Here is an 18,407-nt window from a genome sequence, read left to right on the forward strand (position 1 = left end):
TTAATTCACTAAATCCCTCTTTTACGATTCAATAATATTCGAAGCTAACGTATTCAAATTATTTTCAGCTTGTAAAATTCTCTGTTTTTCCTTTTCAAATACCTCTTCTTCTTGTCGAAATAACTCTTTTCGATTGTTAATCATGCGCTCCATTTCTTTTTTACTCGGCCCACCGTATACATTTCTTTTTTGTATAAAAGCTTCTGGCGATATAATTTCTTTCCACTCTTTTTCTAATAAAGTTATATTAAATTTTTCTTGTAAGTACATATTCACATCTTTCAAATGTAATTCATGAAGCTCCTTTTTCTGCTCCAATAACATATTTGCAATAGCACTCGCTGCATGATGCGCATGCCGAAATGGAATGTCATAGTTTTTTGTTAAAGCATCTGCGAAATCAGTTATCGTAATTGCATGTTTATAGGAACGATTTTTCAACGTTTCTTCCTCAACCTTCATCGTTCGAATAACTGCATTCATAATAGAAAAAACACGAATAGTCTTTTCAATCCCTTTATATAAGTATGGCTGCAAGTCATCCTCTGTATCAACAATATCACCAAATGGTGTATTATGAATCATTTGAAATACTGTAAATGCTTCTCCTAAAGCACTACTCGTAATTGCACGGGCGTGTTCAATGGAAACTGGATTTCGCTTTTGCGGCATAATACTACTAATTTGCACATATGGCTTCGCCACAGTAATACCATCATATTCTTTCGTCGCTAATAGTAAGAAGTCATGGATCCATCTGCTCGTATTCGTCATCATTACCATAAGTAAAGAGCTAACTTCTAATAAATAATCCGCTCCAGCAACAGCATCATATGAGTTCTCAATTACATTTGTAAACCCAAGTAACTCGGCAACTCGCTCTCGTTTAATTGGGAAACTTGTTGTAGCTAGCGCAGCGGCTCCCATTGGGGACTGATTTAAAAGTTTGTACGTTTTTTTCATGCGTTCTAAATCTCTCTGCATCGTATCATAAATCGCTAACGTATAATGACCAAATGTCGTTGGCTGCGCTGGTTGTGTATGGGTATAAGCTGGCATAATCGTTTCCTTATGATCAGCAGCAAGTTGCAATATACTCTCTTGCAATAACAAATGATGTTCCATTAATCGTAATACATACCGTCTTAAACTCATGCGATACATCGTGACACCCATATCATTTCTACTTCTACCAATATGCATATTACTTACAAAATTGCTTTTTGCTTCTTGAGAAATTAAATGTTCTACTAAAAAAAGAGATCTTCATGCTGCTCTGTATAGAGCAATTGCTCTTCTGGCATTCCCTCTACCTTTTTTAACGCGTGTAATATAACTTTAGCTTCTTCCTTTTTCATTAAATTTTCTTCCATCAGCATCGTAATATGCGCTTTATGCACTTGAAACATATCTTTCAATAAGTAATTTCGTTGAAAATTAAATACATGTTGTAATACACAATCCACATATGTTTTCCCAGGGAAATCAGCGCCTTCACTCTTTATAAACTCTTCTTTACTTTGTTTCATCACCTTTTCCCCTTTCACCTAAGTATTACTACCCATCATACCCAGAGATAGCAAAAAAGTGCTTGTACACAAAAATAAACTCGGTGCTCTCTGCACCGAGTTTATTTAATAAAAGTCGCATCATACTTATCACTTTGCAACACTTGGAAATGCAAGTTTGCTAAATGTTTCCGTATTTCTGCACTGTCGTCCTCATTTAAATTATTTGCTAAAAACACTATTTCTGTACAGTTCCCCCGTTTATCCATCGCATAAACTGCTTTTGTAACTGTCCATGGCGTATAGCCGTTTTTTTGCCCTGCATGTCTAAATGTTTTACGGTATTTCTTAGCGCTCATATCTGTTTCAACGATGTTAGCCCATACTTTTTCTTCTGCTTCTGTCAGTCCACCCTTATGATTTGCCTTTTGAAGCAGTACCATATAATCGTTTGCAGAAGCAGCTGGCAATCGATCTGACCAAATTTTATCGTAACGTTCCTCTAAATAAAGAGGAATTTCCTTCTGTAATAATGGTCCCTTCTTTTTTAAGCGCTCATGAATAATCATCGCATATTGACGATATTGCTCTTGAGACATTTCTTTTAACTTTTTCTCTATTTTATATTTCGGAACGTGTAGTTCTTTATGCAAATATCCTGGAATGTACAAAGATGAAACAATTGGAAATAGCGGCTGATGTGCTGGAAGCGATAAACTTTGTAAATTCCGATTAATATTATCTAATCCTAACACTTCCATTAAATATTCAGCATTCGCATTCGAACTAAACTTAACCATTCCTTTTGCCACTTCTTCTAAAGAAATCGCTCCTTCAGTTATCTTACCTGTCTTCTCCAAATACCTTTGCCATCTATCTTGCGCACCACCATCTGTATTCGGTACATAATAACGATTCACATCATTTATGGAAACAAAACTAGACGAATCAATTTTCCCTTCCGTAACTTGTTTCGTAAATTCAAGCGCCACAATTAATTTCATTGTACTAGCAACTGGCAATACAACATTCGGATTTACAGAATAAACGACTTTATCATTTCTTTTTACTAGAAGCGCGCTATTTTTTTCATCTTTATGTTCTTCAATAAAGGATGCGATATACTGCGCATCATCATTATTCGAACTCCAAACTTTTTTCACTAAAAAATTACCCGATATTAGCAAAACGAAAATACCCACAATCACTGCGCATACTATAGTTTTTTTCAAGTAAAATTCCTCTCCTATTGTGTAGCTCTTCTCTATCTATCTCTTACAAACAAAATAATGGAGATGATTATTTTAGTAATCATCTCCATTATTTTAACTTGTATTCTCCCATTATGTCTACGTCATAATTTTAACGAAATCTTCGAGGAATTTTTTATAGTGTAACGACCAACCAATTCGAACCCAATTCTTTAAAGCTTTTGCATCAGGTTGAGGACGAAAATCAGCAATACTCTCTCCTTTTGCAATCCCTACTGTATCTACATCGACACGGCGGTATACATAGTCCAAAATAGAGGGATTTGCCGCAACCATCATTGTAACGACGTCATGTACTGGACTCCCTGTTATTTTCGGATTTAATTTTCTATAAGCTTTATAATAATACGTAAAAATCGGTTCAATTAATTTATTAAAACTTGTTTTAGAATGTTTCGTAATGTACTTTACCATCTCTGGCGTAATTATAGCTTCAGATGTAACATTAAGCGGCACCAATGTCACATTCTTGGCATTTTGCATTACTAATTGTGACGCAATAGGATCACCATGAAAATTAGCTTCTGCGACTGGTGTCACATTGCCAGGCATTAAAAAAGCACCGCCCATTATATAATATTCCTTCACATACTTCATCAATGGTTTTTCTAAAATAAATGCTGTCGCAAGTGTCGTTGACCTACCAGCATCAACTATAATTAATTCTCCTTTATATTTTTCAAGTATGTCAAAAAACTCACAAAAAGGCTTTATATTTGGAGAAAGATTTTTTGGCGGTCGAATTGGTCCTAAACCTTCCGCCCCATGAATTTCTGGATAGTATGTTGTAATATCTCCAGATAAAGGGATTTTCGCACCATTAATAACAGGTATGTCTTCCCGCCCTGCCAGTTGCAATAAATATGCCGCATTACTTGTCGCCTTTTCTTGCGTTACATTTCCATATCCAGTTACTACACCAACAATATCAATATCAGGATGTAACAATCCATACATAATTGCCAAAGAGTCATCAATTCCCGGGTCTCCTAAAAACAATACTTTTTTCATCACCCTCAACTCCATCCCCTCAATTGTTATTAATTTATGAATATTCACAGGATTACAGAATAAAAAGAACAAATTTATACGAAAAAACGCAGTCCTCTAAGGACTACGTTCTCCCACTAACCTATACTGTTTTCTTTACAGCACTCATACTTCCAACAATATAAGCGATAAACGCAAAACAAATTGGGAAGACAACTGTATGTATACCGAACGGATTTGGATAGAAAAGATGGATACACATATATGAGCTTACCCCAACTAAAATAGATGCAAGCGCTCCTGTTGCATTTCCTTTCCTCCAATATAATCCTAATACGATTGGCCAAATGAATGCTGCTTCTAATCCACCGAAAGAAAATAAATTTAACCATATTAAAAAATCAGGTGGTTTAATTGCTGCTGCATAAACGAGCAGTCCTACGATAGCAGTAATCCATAAACTCCCTTTTCTAATCGTACTATCTGCCGCATCTTTATTTATGTAATTTACGTATATATCTTTAATGATTGATGAACTTACAAGTAGCAATAACGAGTTTACTGTAGACATAATCGCTGCCATTGGTGCAGCTAAGAAAACCCCAGCTAACCAAGGTGGCAACACTTCCATCGCGAGTAGCGGCATTACTTTATCTGGTACCGTTATACCTGGAAGTACGACTCGTGCGAACACACCCGTTAAATGCATACCAATCATAATTGTACCGACAACAATCGTCCCAATTATTAACGCTTGATGCATCGCTTTTGAATTTTTATAAGACATGGCACGCACACTAATTTGCGGTAAACCGACAACGCCAATTCCAATTAAAATCCAAAATGATGTCACATATGATTTCGTTAAACTACCATCTGCTCCGAATGGTGTAATTAAATTCGGATTGATTTGAACAAGTTCCTGCATAATCTTTTCAATTCCACCACCGGCAACGACAGTAGCAATTAAGATGATTGTCGTTCCAACTAACATAATGATACCTAATAACGTATCTGATAAAGCAACTGCACGAAATCCACCAATTAATACGTACACAAGTACAGAAAAAGTAAATAAAAATAGTGCTGTTGTATAAGAAAGACCCGTTAGCGACTCGATTAATCGGCCACCGCCGACCCACTGAGCTACTGTTGCTGAAAATAAAAAGATAATAATACATAACGCAGAAAGTATGACAACTGCTTTATTATTATATCTTCCCTTTAAATAATCGATAAGAGTAATGGCTTCCATCTTCCTAGCGATAATTGCAAACTTTTTACCGATAACTGTTAAAACGATATAACCTGTTACAACTTGAATCGCAGACAACAATACCCATCCAAGCCCCATATTGTAAGCAATACCAGGACCACCAATAAAGCTACTAGCACTACCGTATGTAGCAATCATTGTCATCGCTAATAATAAACCACCGAGCTCACGCCCACCTAAAAAATATTCTTGCAAAAATTTATTATGGGCAGTCGCTTGTACACGTCTTGAAGCATATACACCAATTAAAAATACAACGATAAACGAAATTATCATTGGAATGATTACATACCAATTCATCTATTATTCCTCACTTTTTTCTTCCTCATCGAGTGAAATATCTTGAAATACAAAACGAACAACTAAACTAAGTAAAATAACCATAACGATAAATCCAACGATACAGCTATAAAAAAACCATGCTGGAAAACCAAATACATATGTATATTCACTTGGATTTTTACTACCAAGCCCATAAGCAAATCCGTACCATATTATAAAATTGATAATAGCAAGTCCAAGACCAATTAACGCTTCTCTATGGGCGATTCGAAAGCGTGGATCATCATGATAATTCTTCATTTTTCTCCCTCCTCTCACGATGTATTATTGTACCATTGTTCTTCTAGTTTTTCCTACTAGAAAGCAAAAACAAGCAGGATTTTTTATAATCATATAGAAGACTTTCTTACATTACATATTTTTTACAATTGTAACACAAATGAAATTTGAATTTTCAGTATTTGTTAATTATGATTTTAATTAGAGGCTTTCCATCTAGTTTCCACATCCTTGATTTCGGAATAAACGCCGTCTCGTACTGCGTTTACATTATATTTTCAAGGGGGTTATACAATGAGTCAACTAGCTGTAAATCTTCATGAAAAGGTAGAAAAGTTTCTTCAAGGTACAAAAAAGTTATATGTGAATGGATCTTTCATTGAAAGCGCTTCCGGTAAAACGTTTAACACACCTAACCCAGCAACTGGCGAAACACTTGCCGTCGTTTCTGAAGCTGGTCGCGAAGATATTCATAAAGCTGTCGTTGCAGCTCGCATAGCTTTTGACGAAGGTCCTTGGTCTCGCATGAGCACTGCTGAGCGAAGCCGGCTTATGTACAAGTTAGCTGATTTAATGGAAGAACATAAAGAAGAGCTTGCACAGCTTGAAACGTTAGATAACGGAAAGCCAATCCGTGAAACAATGGCAGCAGACATACCACTTGCAATTGAGCATATGCGCTATTATGCTGGCTGGGCGACGAAAATCGTTGGTCAAACAATCCCTGTTTCCGGTGATTATTTTAACTATACACGTCATGAAGCTGTTGGTGTCGTTGGTCAAATTATCCCTTGGAACTTCCCACTTCTTATGGCAATGTGGAAAATGGGAGCAGCGCTTGCTACAGGATGTACAATCGTTTTAAAACCTGCAGAACAAACTCCACTATCTGCCTTATACTTAGCTGAATTAATTGAAGAAGCTGGATTCCCGAAAGGTGTTATTAATATCGTTCCTGGATTCGGTGAATCAGCTGGACAAGCTCTTGTTAATCATCCACTCGTTGATAAAATTGCATTTACTGGTTCTACTCCAGTCGGTAAGCAAATTATGCGCCAAGCATCTGAAACATTAAAGCGTGTTACACTTGAGTTAGGCGGTAAATCACCAAATATCATCTTGCCAGATGCTGATTTATCTCGCGCGATTCCTGGTGCACTTTCTGGTGTTATGTTTAACCAAGGACAAGTATGCTCTGCTGGATCACGTTTATTTGTTCCGAAGAAAATGTATGATAATGTCATGGCTGACCTTGTCCTTTACTCTAAAAAATTAAATCAAGGTGCTGGCTTAAGTCCAGAAACTACAATCGGTCCTCTCGTTTCCGAAGAACAACAAAAACGTGTAATGGGCTACATCGAAAAAGGGATTGAAGAAGGTGCTGAAGTACTTTGCGGAGGAAGTAATCCATTTGATCAAGGCTACTTCGTTTCTCCTACAGTATTCGCTGACGTAAATGATGAAATGACGATTGCAAAAGAAGAAATTTTCGGTCCAGTTATTTCTGCTATACCGTTTAACGATATTGATGAAGTAATTGAACGTGCAAATAAATCACAATTCGGCTTAGCAGCTGGTGTGTGGACAGAAAATGTTAAAACAGCACACTACGTTGCAAGTAAAGTACGTGCTGGTACAGTATGGGTAAACTGTTATAACGTCTTTGATGCAGCATCTCCATTTGGAGGATTTAAACAATCCGGTCTTGGCCGTGAAATGGGATCTTATGCATTAAATAACTATACAGAAGTGAAGAGCGTTTGGCTTAACTTAAATTAAAGAGAAAGAACCTGACCTATCCGGTCAGGTTCTTTTCATTATGTATGTCTTTAAACTTGCAGTCCCCCGCTCACATTTAATACTTCTCCTGTAATATAGGATGCGTATTCTGATGCTAAGAAGGCAGCTGCGTTCGCAATATCTTCTGGCGTTCCAATTCTACCAACCGGAATCGCGCCGACCATCTTTTCTTTCACTTTATCTGGTATCGTTTTTGTCATATCTGTATCCATAAATCCTGGGCAAATCGCATTACACGTAATACCGAAATTTCCAACTTCCTTCGCTGCCGTTTTCGTTAAACCTACAACGCCTGCCTTCGTAGCTGCATAGTTTGCTTGACCTATGTTTCCTTCTCTACTAATTGAAGATATATTAATAATACGTCCATACCCTTGTTGTCTCATGTAAAGCAGCGCTGGTTGCATACAATAAAAAACTCCAGTTAAGTTCACTTGTAATACTTGTTCCCAAGCAGACTTCTCCATTTTATGTAACATTGCATCCCTTGTAATCCCAGCGTTATTCACCAAAATATGTAATGTCCCGAATTTTTGAACGGCATATTCAATTAACGACTTTGCTTCATTTTGATTACTCACATCACATCGATATAAGCTCACTTCATATCCTTCATCCAAGAACTCACGTGTCGTTTTTTGTAATTTCTCTTCATTTACATCACTAATTAATACTTTCGCCCCTAGTTTTGCATACACCCTTGCAATCTCTTTTCCAATTCCCTGTGCAGCTCCTGTTACAACAGCTGTTTTCCCGTTTAAAAACTCCATACCTATCCCCCATTTCTATTACTTATACTGTATATTTCGGCTTTTTACTTTCCAATTCCTCTTTGTATAAAAAAGTCTATTTGTGTCAAACTAACTTTGCAACGTCGCATAAAGTGAAACTTTAATCAGTGGGGATTTTCTTCATCCCCACTGATTATCAGCCCTCACCAATCGGACTTTTATGGGCAGCCCGTCCCCCCTAACTTCTTTGCTTTCACTGAATTTTAAGGTGGGGGTCTTACTGCCCATTAAAGCGGGATAAAGTGCAAGGAGATTGTGTCGAATGAACAAAAAAAATTTCAAACAAAACAAAGCTACTGATGGCATTGATGTAGAGTTCTCTCGTGAACTTGCTGACCACAATGACTTAGAAGCAAACGCACGTGCAAATGCCGCTGATGCACGTCAAAAACGCCAGTCAACTGAAAAATAAGGAAAGCACAACCTTATTCTTTTCAACAGGGACCTACTACCCAACAAAATAAACCGAGAGATATCTCTCGGTTTATTTTCTATATTTTTTTGTATAATGTGCCAAAGTAAGTAGCGGATAAATTTGGGCATAGCTATGATAACGAATATAAAACCCACCAGGTAAACCTGTTCCAGTAGGATATTTTTCATTCACATAAGGATTCGCAAGCAAATATGAAATGCCTTTTCGAATAGCTGGCGTTTCTGTATCATAGTAAGAAATGAGAGCATCTAACGCCCATGCTGTTTGAGATGGTGTACTAAATGGTAAAGTAATGAATCTTTTCTCCATACTACTTTGGCATGATTCTCCCCATCCACCATCTTCATGCTGTATATGTTCAAGCCATAAAGCTGCTCGTTTCAATGATGGATTGTTAGATGGAATTCCGAGTGACCGTAAACCTGTCATAACAGCCCACGTACCATATATATAACAAATCCCCCATTTCCCATACCATGATCCATTTTCCTCTTGTGCATTCATTAACCAATTTATCGCACTTTGTTTTTGTTTCTCAGGTAATTCATTTTGCGTATATGTCCCGAAAAGCTCTAACACTCTTCCTGTAATATCTGGTGTGGAAGGATCTGTAATCATATCACTTGCATTTTCGATTGGTAAATTTGCTAATAATTTGCTCGTCACACCTTTTTCAAACGCTCCCCAGCCCCCATCATTATTTTGTAATCCTTTAACCCAATCAATCCCTTTCTGCCAAGCATTATTTACCTTTTCATTCTCTCTACTTCTTGCCAACACTCTTAGTACAGCAGTTGTATCATCAACATCTGGAACTGTCGTATTTACATCCGAAAAACCCCAACCGCCAGGAATAAGTGCGGGAGCATGTACGCTCCAATCAGCTTTTTTTGTATGCTGTTTTTTTAATAAATATGTTATTGTCTGTTGAATCATCTTGTGATCTTTCGGAACTTGTGCCTCTTGTAACGCATAGCTGAGTAAAGCCGTATCCCATACAGTTGAAGGAGAGTTTTGCAAGTGACTCCCTCTTTCCATCTTCCATATATAAGATGTTATACCAGCTATAGCCTTTTGAATCATTGATGATTGAAGAGAATGCCCTAACGCAAGTAAAGCATAAATCATATAAAACGAGGCAGTTGCGTAACTATATAACGTTCCATTTTCATCAATACGCTCTTTCATGAAACGTTCGACTTCCTCATATCCTTTATGATGTAACGAAAGTGGATACGAGATAATTTGTTTTACATCACTTAATAACGTTTGAAACAAAGGAGACCGATCCTCCCGAAACCATTCTCCGCCCCCGCCCGCAATGTGATTTAAATTTGGCAATAACTTTTTCCCTACTCGAAATCTTTTATTTAAACACACCATCATCGGAATTAAATGGATACGTGCTGAGCTACTCAATTCAAATATACTGAGGGGGGAATCATTCTGTAGAAACATGATTGGTGTTGGTACATGAAAGAGTGAAGGATATTCATATTCTCCATGAATTGCTAATAAAAACTTTGTCATAAAATGAGCACGCGCCACGCCTCCGCGTTCCTTAATGAAATTTTCCGCTCGCTTCATATTCGCATCTTCTTTTGTATATTTTTGCGAAGCAAGTAAGGCGGCATAAGATTGAATGGTAGCTGATAAATTACCTCCCACTTCATCTTCATACAATTTCCACGTTCCTTCATTTGTTTGAAGTGATGCTAACCTTTTTACAAACGGTTCTATCTCTTTATCTCTACCTAATAATTTTAATAAAAAAATCATATGGCAATCTGTTAATGGAGCTCCTTCAAAACAAAATCGCCACGTACCATCTTGCCGTTGCATCGTTTGAAGTGCAGTTGCTCTTCTCGCTATTTCTTCATGCACTTTTTCATATAATAACAAGTTACTCACCCACCCTTTCGAAATCCGTATAACGATATTCAAGAAAGTAGCTGAATATGTATGAATACAAAGAAAAGCAGAACATATAAGATGCTCTGCTTATAAACAATATCCTACTCCGACAATAATCCCTAATAAAGCACCAACTACTACTTCATACGGCGTATGCCCGACAAGTTCATTTAACTTCTTATATTCTGTTTGTCTACCGTGAAAAAACTCATTCAATATTTTCGCCTGTTTACTTACTGCAAGCCTTACTCCTGAAGCGTCATACATAACTATAATGGCAAAAATAGCAGCAATTGCAAATAAAGTACTTTCCACACCTTCCACAACGCCAACACCTGTCGCCAGTGCTGTAACAGTTGAAGCATGAGAACTTGGCATCCCACCTGAAGCGAAAAACTTTGCAAAATCAAATTCACCCGTTTTAAATAATTTAAAGACTACTTTCGTTAATTGTGCTAAAAACCATGAAATTACAGCGGCCATAAGCGGATCGTTATGTAAAATCGTTTCCACGTTCTCAGCTCCCTACTAGCTATAATGGAAATCCTATAGTATCAGTATAAAGAAAAATGCGTAGAAAATACTACGCATTACGATACTTTTGCTGATTTATTTTTTATAAATTTCGGTTGTTTCTGCACCAAGAACTTTGTTTTCGCTACCGAGAATACAACTAATGCAACCCATATACAGAAAAATGCAATCATATGAGTAGATGTGAAATGTTCACCAAATACGAACACACCTAAAATTAAACTAATCGTTGGTGCAATATATTGTAAAAAACCTACCATATAAAGCGGAATAAGTTGTGCTCCTTTTGCAAAATAAAAAAGTGGTAGAGCTGTAACAATGCCCGCTCCTATTAATAGTAATGTCGATGACATTGAGATAGAGCCAAATGAGCCGAAACCATGTACTCCTGTCATTACTAAATAAATAATCGCAAACGGCGTCACTAACATCGTTTCCATCGTAAGTCCAATTGTCGCATCATAGTTTAACAATTTTTTCGTTAATCCATATAACCCAAATGAAAGAGCAAGTGATAAAGAAACCCATGGAATAGCCCCGAAACGTACTGTTAAAATGATAACTCCTACTCCAGCTAAACCAACTGCAACGTATTGCCAAAAGTTTAACTTTTCCTTTAAAACGACTGTACCAAGTAAAATACTAATAAGCGGATTAATATAATAGCCAAGACTTGCTTCAATGACATGATTATGATTAACGGCCCATATGTAGACAAACCAGTTTCCGCTAATCAAGACTGAAGCTATTGTTAATGACATTAATAATTTAGGTCGTTTAAAAAGATTCACGAACTCCCCAATAAACTGACGAAATCTCTTCGTTACACCTAATACGATTAACATAAACACGAATGCCCAAACGATGCGGTGTGCTAATATTTCATCTGCTGGAACTTCCTCAACCCATTTCCAATAGATTGGTAGGATTCCCCACATCGTATACGCACCAGCCGCATATATAATCCCTTTTTTTTGCTCTGCTGATTGACTCCCCATCTTCCTTTTTCTCCTCTTCTCATTTTTTCTCCATTATACGTTCCCACGTGCTCACTTTACCAATAATCAATCTGCATTTCTTTCGACATTTCTCATACAACGAATAATAAACATACCGTTATTACAACAAGTAACGGTATGCCGAAAACAAATTTCTTTTTATGAGTTTTATGATGAAACATATACATACCGATCCAAGCTCCAACTGCTCCCCCAGCTGCTGCTGATAAAAACAACGTACTTTCTGGCGTTCTCCACTGTTTCTTCTTCGCTTTCCGTTTATCAAGCCCCATAAGGCTAAAAGCTATAACATTAATAAGAATAAAATAAATCCATTTCATCGCTTTCTCTCCCTATGAAAAATTCGCTTAATGGTAACATGAAAAAACGATGGAAACAACTGAAGAACACTTTTTATTAATTCGTTACCTTCATATTTACATAGCCAATCAAAAGACTAATTATAGCTATTAAATAGAAAGATGTTATGGGCAAGATCCTTATATTTCATTCCCTTCACCCACTACCATAGCATCAAAAAAACTTCTCTCAATCACTTTTTCATCAAAGTGAAGAACTACAATTAGCCCTACATATAAAGAAACGAAATTTAAAAACCATTCCCCATTATCATCCTTATTAGCTAAGCATTTAAATATCTCTTGAAATTGCATACGCTCGTCTATAGCAACAACCGGTCGCACACCAAAATATTTCAATACGAAATGTAAATCAAGCTGCACGGATAAGGATAAAATATATTTTAATAACTCCGTATAATGAGCAACATTTTTTTGACTATATAGCTTCACGAGCTTTTGATGTAAATGAGCAATCGATAATTCTTCATCAGTCATTTTTGTTGCTTCTATCGTTTCAATCATCTTCTTCATATTCATTACATTTACCCCTCCTGTTACAAAACAAAAGCCAAAGCTTATTTATTTTATAATCAGCAATAATTGAGTATTTCTCGTCTCTCTTTCTTCTTCACTAACTAAGTCATACTTTTTTAGAAGATGAAAGACATCATTTAATATTTCTTGTGAGTGATTACCTTGCAAAAAATTTTTTAATCCTTTAAAAATCTCTTCAGATAAAAAACTCTTTTGACTTTCAAGTTTATTCATTACATCTTCAATAGAATGATCGATATTACACACCATAAAAATCCCTCCTCTATCCTTTATAAATAATATCTTCTGCTAACGATGTAAACACTTCTCCAACAAGAGAATCTTCATCATATACAGATGAACCGCTATTTTCTTCACGTTTTGCAAAAGGTACTTGTGCGATTACTTCTGTTTGCAATTGTTCTGCTAACATTTCGCCGCCGCCTTTTCCAAACAGATAATTTTTCGATCCATCTTGTTCTTCATAATAAGCCATATTTTCCACAATACCTAAAATCTCGTGTTTCGTATGTTTTGCCATTACGCCTACTCTAGATGCTACGAATGAAGCTACATTATGTGGTGTTGTAACGATAATTTCTTTCGCCTGCGGAATCATTGCTGCAACATCAATAGCAACATCTCCTGTACCAGGTGGTAAATCAAGAAGTAAATAATCTAATTCTCCCCAGTGCGTATTCGCAAGGAAATTTTGAATCCATTTATTTAACATCGGTCCGCGCCACATAACCGGATTATTTCCTTCTGTAAAAAATCCCATAGACATAATTTTAACACCGTGACTAATAACTGGAATTGCTGTTTGATCAATCATCGTTGGTTTTTGATTCGTTTCCATCATAGCTGGAATGCTAAAACCATATATATCTGCATCTAATATCCCCACTTTTTTGCCCATACGAGCTAAAGCCGTTGCAAGATTAATTGTTACAGTTGATTTTCCGACTCCACCTTTTCCGCTCGTTACAGTAAGAAATTGTACTCCTGAATCAGGACGAAGCATGTTCGGCATACCAGTTTCTGTTCTAGTATTTTTCTTTAACTTCTCTGTTAAGACTGCACGTTCTTCTTTTGTCATAGAACCGAATGTTAAATCTACTTTTGATGCACCAATTGCGTAAAGTGATTCTTCAATATCTTGTTGAATTTTTGCTTTTAACGGACATCCTTGAATCGTTAGCACTACTTCAAGTTTAACCTCTGTTCCATTCATTTGTATATTTCTAACCATGTTTAACTCCACAATACTTTTGTGTAATTCTGGATCCTCTACATGTTTTAACGCATTCATTATTTGTTCTTGAGTAAGCATAGAACTCATCCCTTCTCGTATTCGAATTTATATATAGCATCTTCTTATCGTTTCAAGAAACGCTTATTATCCACCACTAACAGGCGGGATGAATGCGACAATATCTCCAGCTCGTATCATCTCTTCATTCGTTACAAACTCTTCATTAACAGCCACCATCACTCTATCAAGCGATTGTAAACTATAGTTTGCTTTGAGCCATTCTTTTAATTGCTGCACAGTCATTTCTTGTTTTTCGGAAATTACGAATCGATCTAACCCGACTTCCTCACGCAAATTTGCAAACAGTAAAATTGTAATCATTTTCTCATTCTTCCTTCTTCGGTTTTCCTGCTGGATATGGTGTATTTTCAAGTTGATCGCCAATCCACATCGTCCCATCTTCCCAAAATTCTTTTTTCCATATTGGGACGATTCGCTTTATACGTTCAATTGCGTATTCATTCGCTTCATAAGCTACTTTGCGATGCGGTGATGAAACTGCGATGACTACCGCAATATCCATTATTTCTAGCCGGCCTACTCGGTGCGTAATTGCTATTTTTGCGTCCGGCCATCTTTCACTAATTTCTTCACCAATTCTCATAAGTTGTTTTACTGCCATCGTTTCATATGCTTCATACTCTAAATGTAGCGTTCGTCTTCCTTTTGTTAATTCTCTCACTGTACCAATAAAAGTTGTAATCGCACCTGCGTCTCTTCTTGCAACCTTATTTGTTACTTCTTCAACTACAATCGGTATATCTACAATTTCAAATAGCACTTGTCCCATTAGAATCACCTCTCACTTTATAAAATGTCCAAGGCCATTCACTACCTTCGTTATCTTCCAACAAGAGAACATCTACGAACATATCTTTTTTATACCCTCTCGTACCACCTGGAAGTACAATAAATATATTTGTCTCTGCTAGAGAAGAAACTGAGCTAGATTTATCAAACCCTGACGGATAAGCGATTAACTGCCCTTCGTTATATGTTAGTTTTCCTCGTACAAATCTTGTAAATGGATTTGGCTTTAAAAAGTCTTCTCCTAATAACGCTTTTTCTCTTTTTACATGTGCTTTTTCACTAAACATATACGTTCGAATACAAGGTCTTACAAACAATTCAAATCCTACGTAACAAGCAGATGGATTTCCTGATAAACCGAATAATAACTTGCCATTTAATTGCGCTACAGTCGTAACACTTCCTGGCCTCATTGCAACTTTATTGAAAAGAACTGATGCACCTAATTTTTCATATATAGCTGGCAAATAATCGTAATCCCCTACTGATACACCACCTGTTGTAATGAGCATATCTACTTGGCTTATTGCTTCTTTTACAGCCGTAAAACACGTATAAAAATCATCGCTAAACTTCCCAAAATACTTTACTCTTCCGCCTGCTCTTCGGATTTGAGACAATATCATATACGTATTACTATTTCGGATTTTCCCTGGCTGTAATGAATCGTTTACATCCAGTAATTCACTGCCAGTCGCTAATAGTCCAACTACAGGCTTTCTCGCAACTGGCACCTCGCTATACCCAAACGTAGCAAGAAGAGCTGAAATGCCTGGATGAATGTATGTTCCTTTCTTTGCAAGAACCGTTCCTTTACGAGCATCTTCACCTTGAAAAGAAATATTATCGCCCGTTTTGAATGACCGTTTCAATTCCATATACTTACTGCCAGCCTCCTCATATTGACGGGTCAGCTCTAGCATAACAACTGCATCACATCCACTCGGAATCTGTGCTCCCGTCATAATTCGAACTGCTTGAAACGGACCTACTTTCTCATCGAATAGCGATCCTGCACCAATTTCACCCACTACTTCAAATACAATTGGCGTTTCATAACTTGCTAAATTCGTATCTTCTGCTCTAATAGCAAACCCGTCATACGGTGAACGATTAAATGACGGCACATCATGGTCAGCTACTAAATCCTCTGCTAATATACATCCGTAAGCTAATTCAATAGGTAGTAGCTCCTTTAAGCCGTTATGAGCAAATCCCATCACTTTACGAACAGCCTCTTCAACTGTGATTGGTACTCTTCTTTCCATTGTTGACAACCCTTTCTATTAGCCGAATACGCGATAATATAGTTGTTTCGCTTTCGAAATATCATTTGTGCCATGAATAAAAACACGACCATCCCGAAAAACAACGATGCGGTACTCATCTAATTGGCAAGATAGTAAATACGGATTCCGATTTACTTCCCCCACTTTTTTTAATACTTTTTCTATATCATCAAAATTGTATTTTCTATTGTCTACTGGTCTAATTTGAACTGTATTTCTTCCGCATAAAGCAGCTACCTTCGTTTGATTTTCGTATAATAAATAAGGATAAATGCGATTCAAACCGCATGAAGAGCAATTGTCTGTCTTGATTTTCCCTAGTTTTATAAAATGGTTTTGATTACTCCATATATCAAATATGAAAAATGTTTTTCTAATTGCTGCAAAATCTTCTACTAAAATTTTGAGTGCTTCCGCCACTTGATATGCTGCGACGATTTGTACAGTCGGGCTAATAATTCCAGCTGTATCACACGTCACACCTGTAACTGGAACGTTCTTCAGCACACAATGTAAACAAGGTGTCTCTTGCGGAATAATTGTACAACTCATACCGTACGAGCCAACGCAAGAACCATATACCCACGGGATATTATGTTTTTGTGATAAGTCATTTATTATAAATCGGATATCGAAATTATCTGTTGCATCAATGATTACATCGACATTTTCTAATAGCCCTTCCAAGTTTTCTACACACGCATCCATTACGAAAGCATGTATTTGTACTTCCGAATTAAGTTTTTCTAACCGATTTTTAGCAGCGATTGCTTTTGGCAATTTCTCTCTTGCATCTTGTTCAGAGTACAATTGTTGCCTTTGTAAATTACTCCATTCAACGTAATCACGATCTATGATCGTCAACTTGCCAATACCTGCACGTACGAAACTTTCGGCACTTGCACTTCCTAATGCGCCTACTCCTACAATTAACACATGTTTATTTCGAATTTTTTCTTGCCCTCTACTCCCAATTGATTTAAACAAATGTTGTCGTGAATACCGCTCAGCCATTACATATACCCTTCCTCTCACGAACTCTATTTCATATTAGAATGTTGTTTTTGATAACAAGCAAAGTACGCAAATCCAACAAAACCAGCCCCGCCAATTACATTTCCGATAAAGACAGGAACAAAATTTTTAGCAAGATCCATCCATGTGAGATGACCTGCAAAAATAACTGCTGAGATGACAAACATATTTGCTACCACTTGCTGAAATCCAATCACTACAAATGCCATAATGGGAATCCAAATTCCGATTATTTTTCCGACAAAATCACTCGTCCCATAAGCAAGCCAAAGCGCCAAACAAACGAGCCAATTACACCCAATTGCTAAAATTAAAGTTCTTCCAAAAGATTCATGTAACTTGCCTTCTGCTATCGCTACCGTTTTATTTAAATAATCCCCCTCTGTTAATCCGCCAAGATGACCGAAACAATACGCTACGAAAATAGCTCCTACAAAATTCATGAAAGTAATCCAAATCCAGTTATTTAGCACACTAACCAATGTAATTTTCTTTGCATATAGCGCCATAGACAGTGACATCATATTTCCGGTAATTAATTCTCCTCCCGCTAATACAACGAGCATGAGTCCAACAGGAAAAACCGCTCCTCCTAAAACATTTACTAAACTCCCCAGCGCTCAGGCAAATTACCTAAAACGCGAATGTTAAGTAAAAAACCTAGCGAAATAAACGCTCCTCCTAAAAAACCGAGAATAAGCATTGCTGGCAAGGTCTGACTTACTTTTTGAACACCGGCCTCAATGACAAGCTCAGCAATTTGTTCCGGTTTATGAAATGCCATTACTAATTCCTCCATTTTCTCCAAATAAAAAAGCAGCTTCAAAAAACCTCCTCAAAATAAAGGTTTTTGAATGCTGCTTAATTTCTCTGCACATCTTTTACAGAGAGATCAACCATCACTTTTACTATAAAATAGAAAATCTACAACCATTGCACATCTTCCATTTTGTATATACTTCATCATATTGTCACTTATATAT

At 36.8% G+C, this 18,407-nt stretch carries 18 protein-coding genes and 2 pseudogenes; 2 read left to right on the plus strand and 18 right to left on the minus strand.

Going from position 1 to position 18,407, the window contains the following annotated elements; genetic code table 11:
• Nucleotides 1-21: 21 nt before the first annotated feature.
• The 5 genes and pseudogenes from argH to ACTT1L_RS04305 form a co-directional block, all read right to left on the minus strand.
• Nucleotides 22-1,529 (minus strand): annotated as a pseudogene (argH, locus tag ACTT1L_RS04285) (argininosuccinate lyase).
• A 101-nt stretch (nt 1,530-1,630) separates the two neighbouring features.
• Entirely contained in the window at nt 1,631-2,740 is a 1,110-nt protein-coding gene (locus tag ACTT1L_RS04290) for a serine hydrolase (protein ID WP_000751358.1), read from the minus strand.
• Nucleotides 2,741-2,857: 117 nt separating this feature from the next.
• On the minus strand, nt 2,858-3,805 hold the full coding sequence (locus ACTT1L_RS04295; protein WP_155005152.1) for a nucleoside hydrolase: 948 nt from the start codon (nt 3,803-3,805) through the stop codon (nt 2,858-2,860).
• Between the two features lie 106 nt (nt 3,806-3,911).
• On the minus strand, nt 3,912-5,345 hold the full coding sequence (gene panF, locus ACTT1L_RS04300; protein WP_001104829.1) for a sodium/pantothenate symporter: 1,434 nt from the start codon (nt 5,343-5,345) through the stop codon (nt 3,912-3,914).
• A gap of 3 nt (nt 5,346-5,348) precedes the next feature.
• Nucleotides 5,349-5,627: a YhdT family protein gene (locus ACTT1L_RS04305; protein WP_000800722.1), complete on the minus strand. Its 279-nt coding sequence runs from the start codon at nt 5,625-5,627 to the stop codon at nt 5,349-5,351.
• A 273-nt stretch (nt 5,628-5,900) separates the two neighbouring features.
• Here ACTT1L_RS04305 and dhaS point away from each other — a divergent pair, with 273 nt between their 5' ends.
• Complete coding sequence (dhaS, locus tag ACTT1L_RS04310) at nt 5,901-7,385, plus strand: aldehyde dehydrogenase DhaS (protein WP_000080286.1); 1,485 nt, start codon at nt 5,901-5,903, stop codon at nt 7,383-7,385.
• A gap of 50 nt (nt 7,386-7,435) precedes the next feature.
• Here dhaS and fabG read toward each other — a convergent pair whose 3' ends face one another.
• Nucleotides 7,436-8,176, minus strand: a complete 741-nt coding sequence (gene fabG, locus ACTT1L_RS04315; RefSeq protein ID WP_000395021.1) for a 3-oxoacyl-ACP reductase FabG — start codon at nt 8,174-8,176, stop codon at nt 7,436-7,438.
• A gap of 283 nt (nt 8,177-8,459) precedes the next feature.
• Here fabG and ACTT1L_RS04320 point away from each other — a divergent pair, with 283 nt between their 5' ends.
• Nucleotides 8,460-8,609 (plus strand): YfhD family protein, encoded by a 150-nt coding sequence (locus tag ACTT1L_RS04320; RefSeq protein ID WP_001035808.1) that lies wholly within the window; start codon nt 8,460-8,462, stop codon nt 8,607-8,609.
• 72 nt (nt 8,610-8,681) lie between these two features.
• On the opposite strand, the gene ACTT1L_RS04325 is transcribed toward ACTT1L_RS04320, so the two are convergent.
• The 12 genes and pseudogenes from ACTT1L_RS04325 to ACTT1L_RS04380 all read right to left on the minus strand — a co-directional run bounded on the left by ACTT1L_RS04325 (nt 8,682) and on the right by ACTT1L_RS04380 (nt 18,208).
• Complete coding sequence (locus ACTT1L_RS04325) at nt 8,682-10,535, minus strand: terpene cyclase/mutase family protein (protein ID WP_071741771.1); 1,854 nt, start codon at nt 10,533-10,535, stop codon at nt 8,682-8,684.
• 99 nt (nt 10,536-10,634) lie between these two features.
• Nucleotides 10,635-11,060, minus strand: coding sequence for a divergent PAP2 family protein (locus ACTT1L_RS04330; protein WP_000447815.1), 426 nt, complete (start codon nt 11,058-11,060; stop codon nt 10,635-10,637).
• A 77-nt stretch (nt 11,061-11,137) separates the two neighbouring features.
• Entirely contained in the window at nt 11,138-12,079 is a 942-nt protein-coding gene (gene rarD / locus ACTT1L_RS04335; protein ID WP_074609138.1) for an EamA family transporter RarD, read from the minus strand.
• Nucleotides 12,080-12,171: 92 nt separating this feature from the next.
• The gene (locus ACTT1L_RS04340; protein ID WP_000871337.1) at nt 12,172-12,420 is read right to left on the minus strand and encodes a DUF1294 domain-containing protein; all 249 of its coding nucleotides are present in this window, start codon (nt 12,418-12,420) and stop codon (nt 12,172-12,174) included.
• A 159-nt stretch (nt 12,421-12,579) separates the two neighbouring features.
• On the minus strand, nt 12,580-12,978 hold the full coding sequence (locus ACTT1L_RS04345; protein ID WP_048557167.1) for a hypothetical protein: 399 nt from the start codon (nt 12,976-12,978) through the stop codon (nt 12,580-12,582).
• Between the two features lie 42 nt (nt 12,979-13,020).
• Nucleotides 13,021-13,245, minus strand: a complete 225-nt coding sequence (locus ACTT1L_RS04350) for a hypothetical protein (protein ID WP_000227057.1) — start codon at nt 13,243-13,245, stop codon at nt 13,021-13,023.
• A gap of 13 nt (nt 13,246-13,258) precedes the next feature.
• On the minus strand, nt 13,259-14,308 hold the full coding sequence (locus ACTT1L_RS04355; RefSeq protein ID WP_270726529.1) for a P-loop NTPase: 1,050 nt from the start codon (nt 14,306-14,308) through the stop codon (nt 13,259-13,261).
• Nucleotides 14,309-14,374: 66 nt separating this feature from the next.
• A complete protein-coding gene (moaD, locus tag ACTT1L_RS04360; protein WP_000628477.1) occupies nt 14,375-14,611 on the minus strand; it encodes a molybdopterin converting factor subunit 1 in 237 nt (78 codons plus the stop codon).
• Nucleotides 14,612-14,615: 4 nt separating this feature from the next.
• Nucleotides 14,616-15,080, minus strand: coding sequence for a molybdopterin synthase catalytic subunit MoaE (gene moaE, locus ACTT1L_RS04365; protein ID WP_061131688.1), 465 nt, complete (start codon nt 15,078-15,080; stop codon nt 14,616-14,618).
• Nucleotides 15,061-16,368 carry a molybdopterin molybdotransferase MoeA gene (moeA, locus tag ACTT1L_RS04370; RefSeq protein ID WP_442821809.1) on the minus strand — a complete coding sequence of 436 codons (1,308 nt, stop codon included), beginning with the start codon at nt 16,366-16,368 and terminating at the stop codon, nt 15,061-15,063. The genes moaE and moeA overlap by 20 nt, the downstream gene beginning before the upstream one ends.
• Before the next feature lie 18 nt (nt 16,369-16,386).
• Nucleotides 16,387-17,403, minus strand: a complete 1,017-nt coding sequence (locus tag ACTT1L_RS04375; protein ID WP_071741773.1) for a molybdopterin-synthase adenylyltransferase MoeB — start codon at nt 17,401-17,403, stop codon at nt 16,387-16,389.
• A gap of 26 nt (nt 17,404-17,429) precedes the next feature.
• A pseudogene (locus ACTT1L_RS04380) lies at nt 17,430-18,208 on the minus strand (formate/nitrite transporter family protein).
• Nucleotides 18,209-18,407 lie beyond the last annotated feature (199 nt).

The organism is Bacillus sp. FH, from assembly GCF_052216825.1.
Taxonomy (GTDB): domain Bacteria; phylum Bacillota; class Bacilli; order Bacillales; family Bacillaceae_G; genus Bacillus_A; species Bacillus_A paranthracis.

What these genes read in the sequence shown, in the direction of transcription:
- ACTT1L_RS04350 (WP_000227057.1), bottom strand. Translation starts at nt 13,245, where the DNA reads ATGGTGTGTAATATCGATCATTCTATTGAAGATGTAATGAATAAACTT.
- fabG (WP_000395021.1), bottom strand. Translation starts at nt 8,176, where the DNA reads ATGGAGTTTTTAAACGGGAAAACAGCTGTTGTAACAGGAGCTGCACAG.
- ACTT1L_RS04295 (WP_155005152.1), bottom strand. Translation starts at nt 3,805, where the DNA reads ATGGAGTTGAGGGTGATGAAAAAAGTATTGTTTTTAGGAGACCCGGGA.
- moeA (WP_442821809.1), bottom strand. Translation starts at nt 16,368, where the DNA reads ATGGAAAGAAGAGTACCAATCACAGTTGAAGAGGCTGTTCGTAAAGTG.
- panF (WP_001104829.1), bottom strand. Translation starts at nt 5,345, where the DNA reads ATGAATTGGTATGTAATCATTCCAATGATAATTTCGTTTATCGTTGTA.
- ACTT1L_RS04355 (WP_270726529.1), bottom strand. Translation starts at nt 14,308, where the DNA reads ATGCTTACTCAAGAACAAATAATGAATGCGTTAAAACATGTAGAGGAT.
- moaD (WP_000628477.1), bottom strand. Translation starts at nt 14,611, where the DNA reads ATGATTACAATTTTACTGTTTGCAAATTTGCGTGAGGAAGTCGGGTTA.
- ACTT1L_RS04320 (WP_001035808.1), top strand. Translation starts at nt 8,460, where the DNA reads ATGAACAAAAAAAATTTCAAACAAAACAAAGCTACTGATGGCATTGAT.
- ACTT1L_RS04375 (WP_071741773.1), bottom strand. Translation starts at nt 17,403, where the DNA reads ATGGCTGAGCGGTATTCACGACAACATTTGTTTAAATCAATTGGGAGT.
- rarD (WP_074609138.1), bottom strand. Translation starts at nt 12,079, where the DNA reads ATGGGGAGTCAATCAGCAGAGCAAAAAAAAGGGATTATATATGCGGCT.
- dhaS (WP_000080286.1), top strand. Translation starts at nt 5,901, where the DNA reads ATGAGTCAACTAGCTGTAAATCTTCATGAAAAGGTAGAAAAGTTTCTT.
- ACTT1L_RS04340 (WP_000871337.1), bottom strand. Translation starts at nt 12,420, where the DNA reads ATGAAATGGATTTATTTTATTCTTATTAATGTTATAGCTTTTAGCCTT.
- ACTT1L_RS04305 (WP_000800722.1), bottom strand. Translation starts at nt 5,627, where the DNA reads ATGAAGAATTATCATGATGATCCACGCTTTCGAATCGCCCATAGAGAA.
- moaE (WP_061131688.1), bottom strand. Translation starts at nt 15,080, where the DNA reads ATGGGACAAGTGCTATTTGAAATTGTAGATATACCGATTGTAGTTGAA.
- ACTT1L_RS04345 (WP_048557167.1), bottom strand. Translation starts at nt 12,978, where the DNA reads ATGAATATGAAGAAGATGATTGAAACGATAGAAGCAACAAAAATGACT.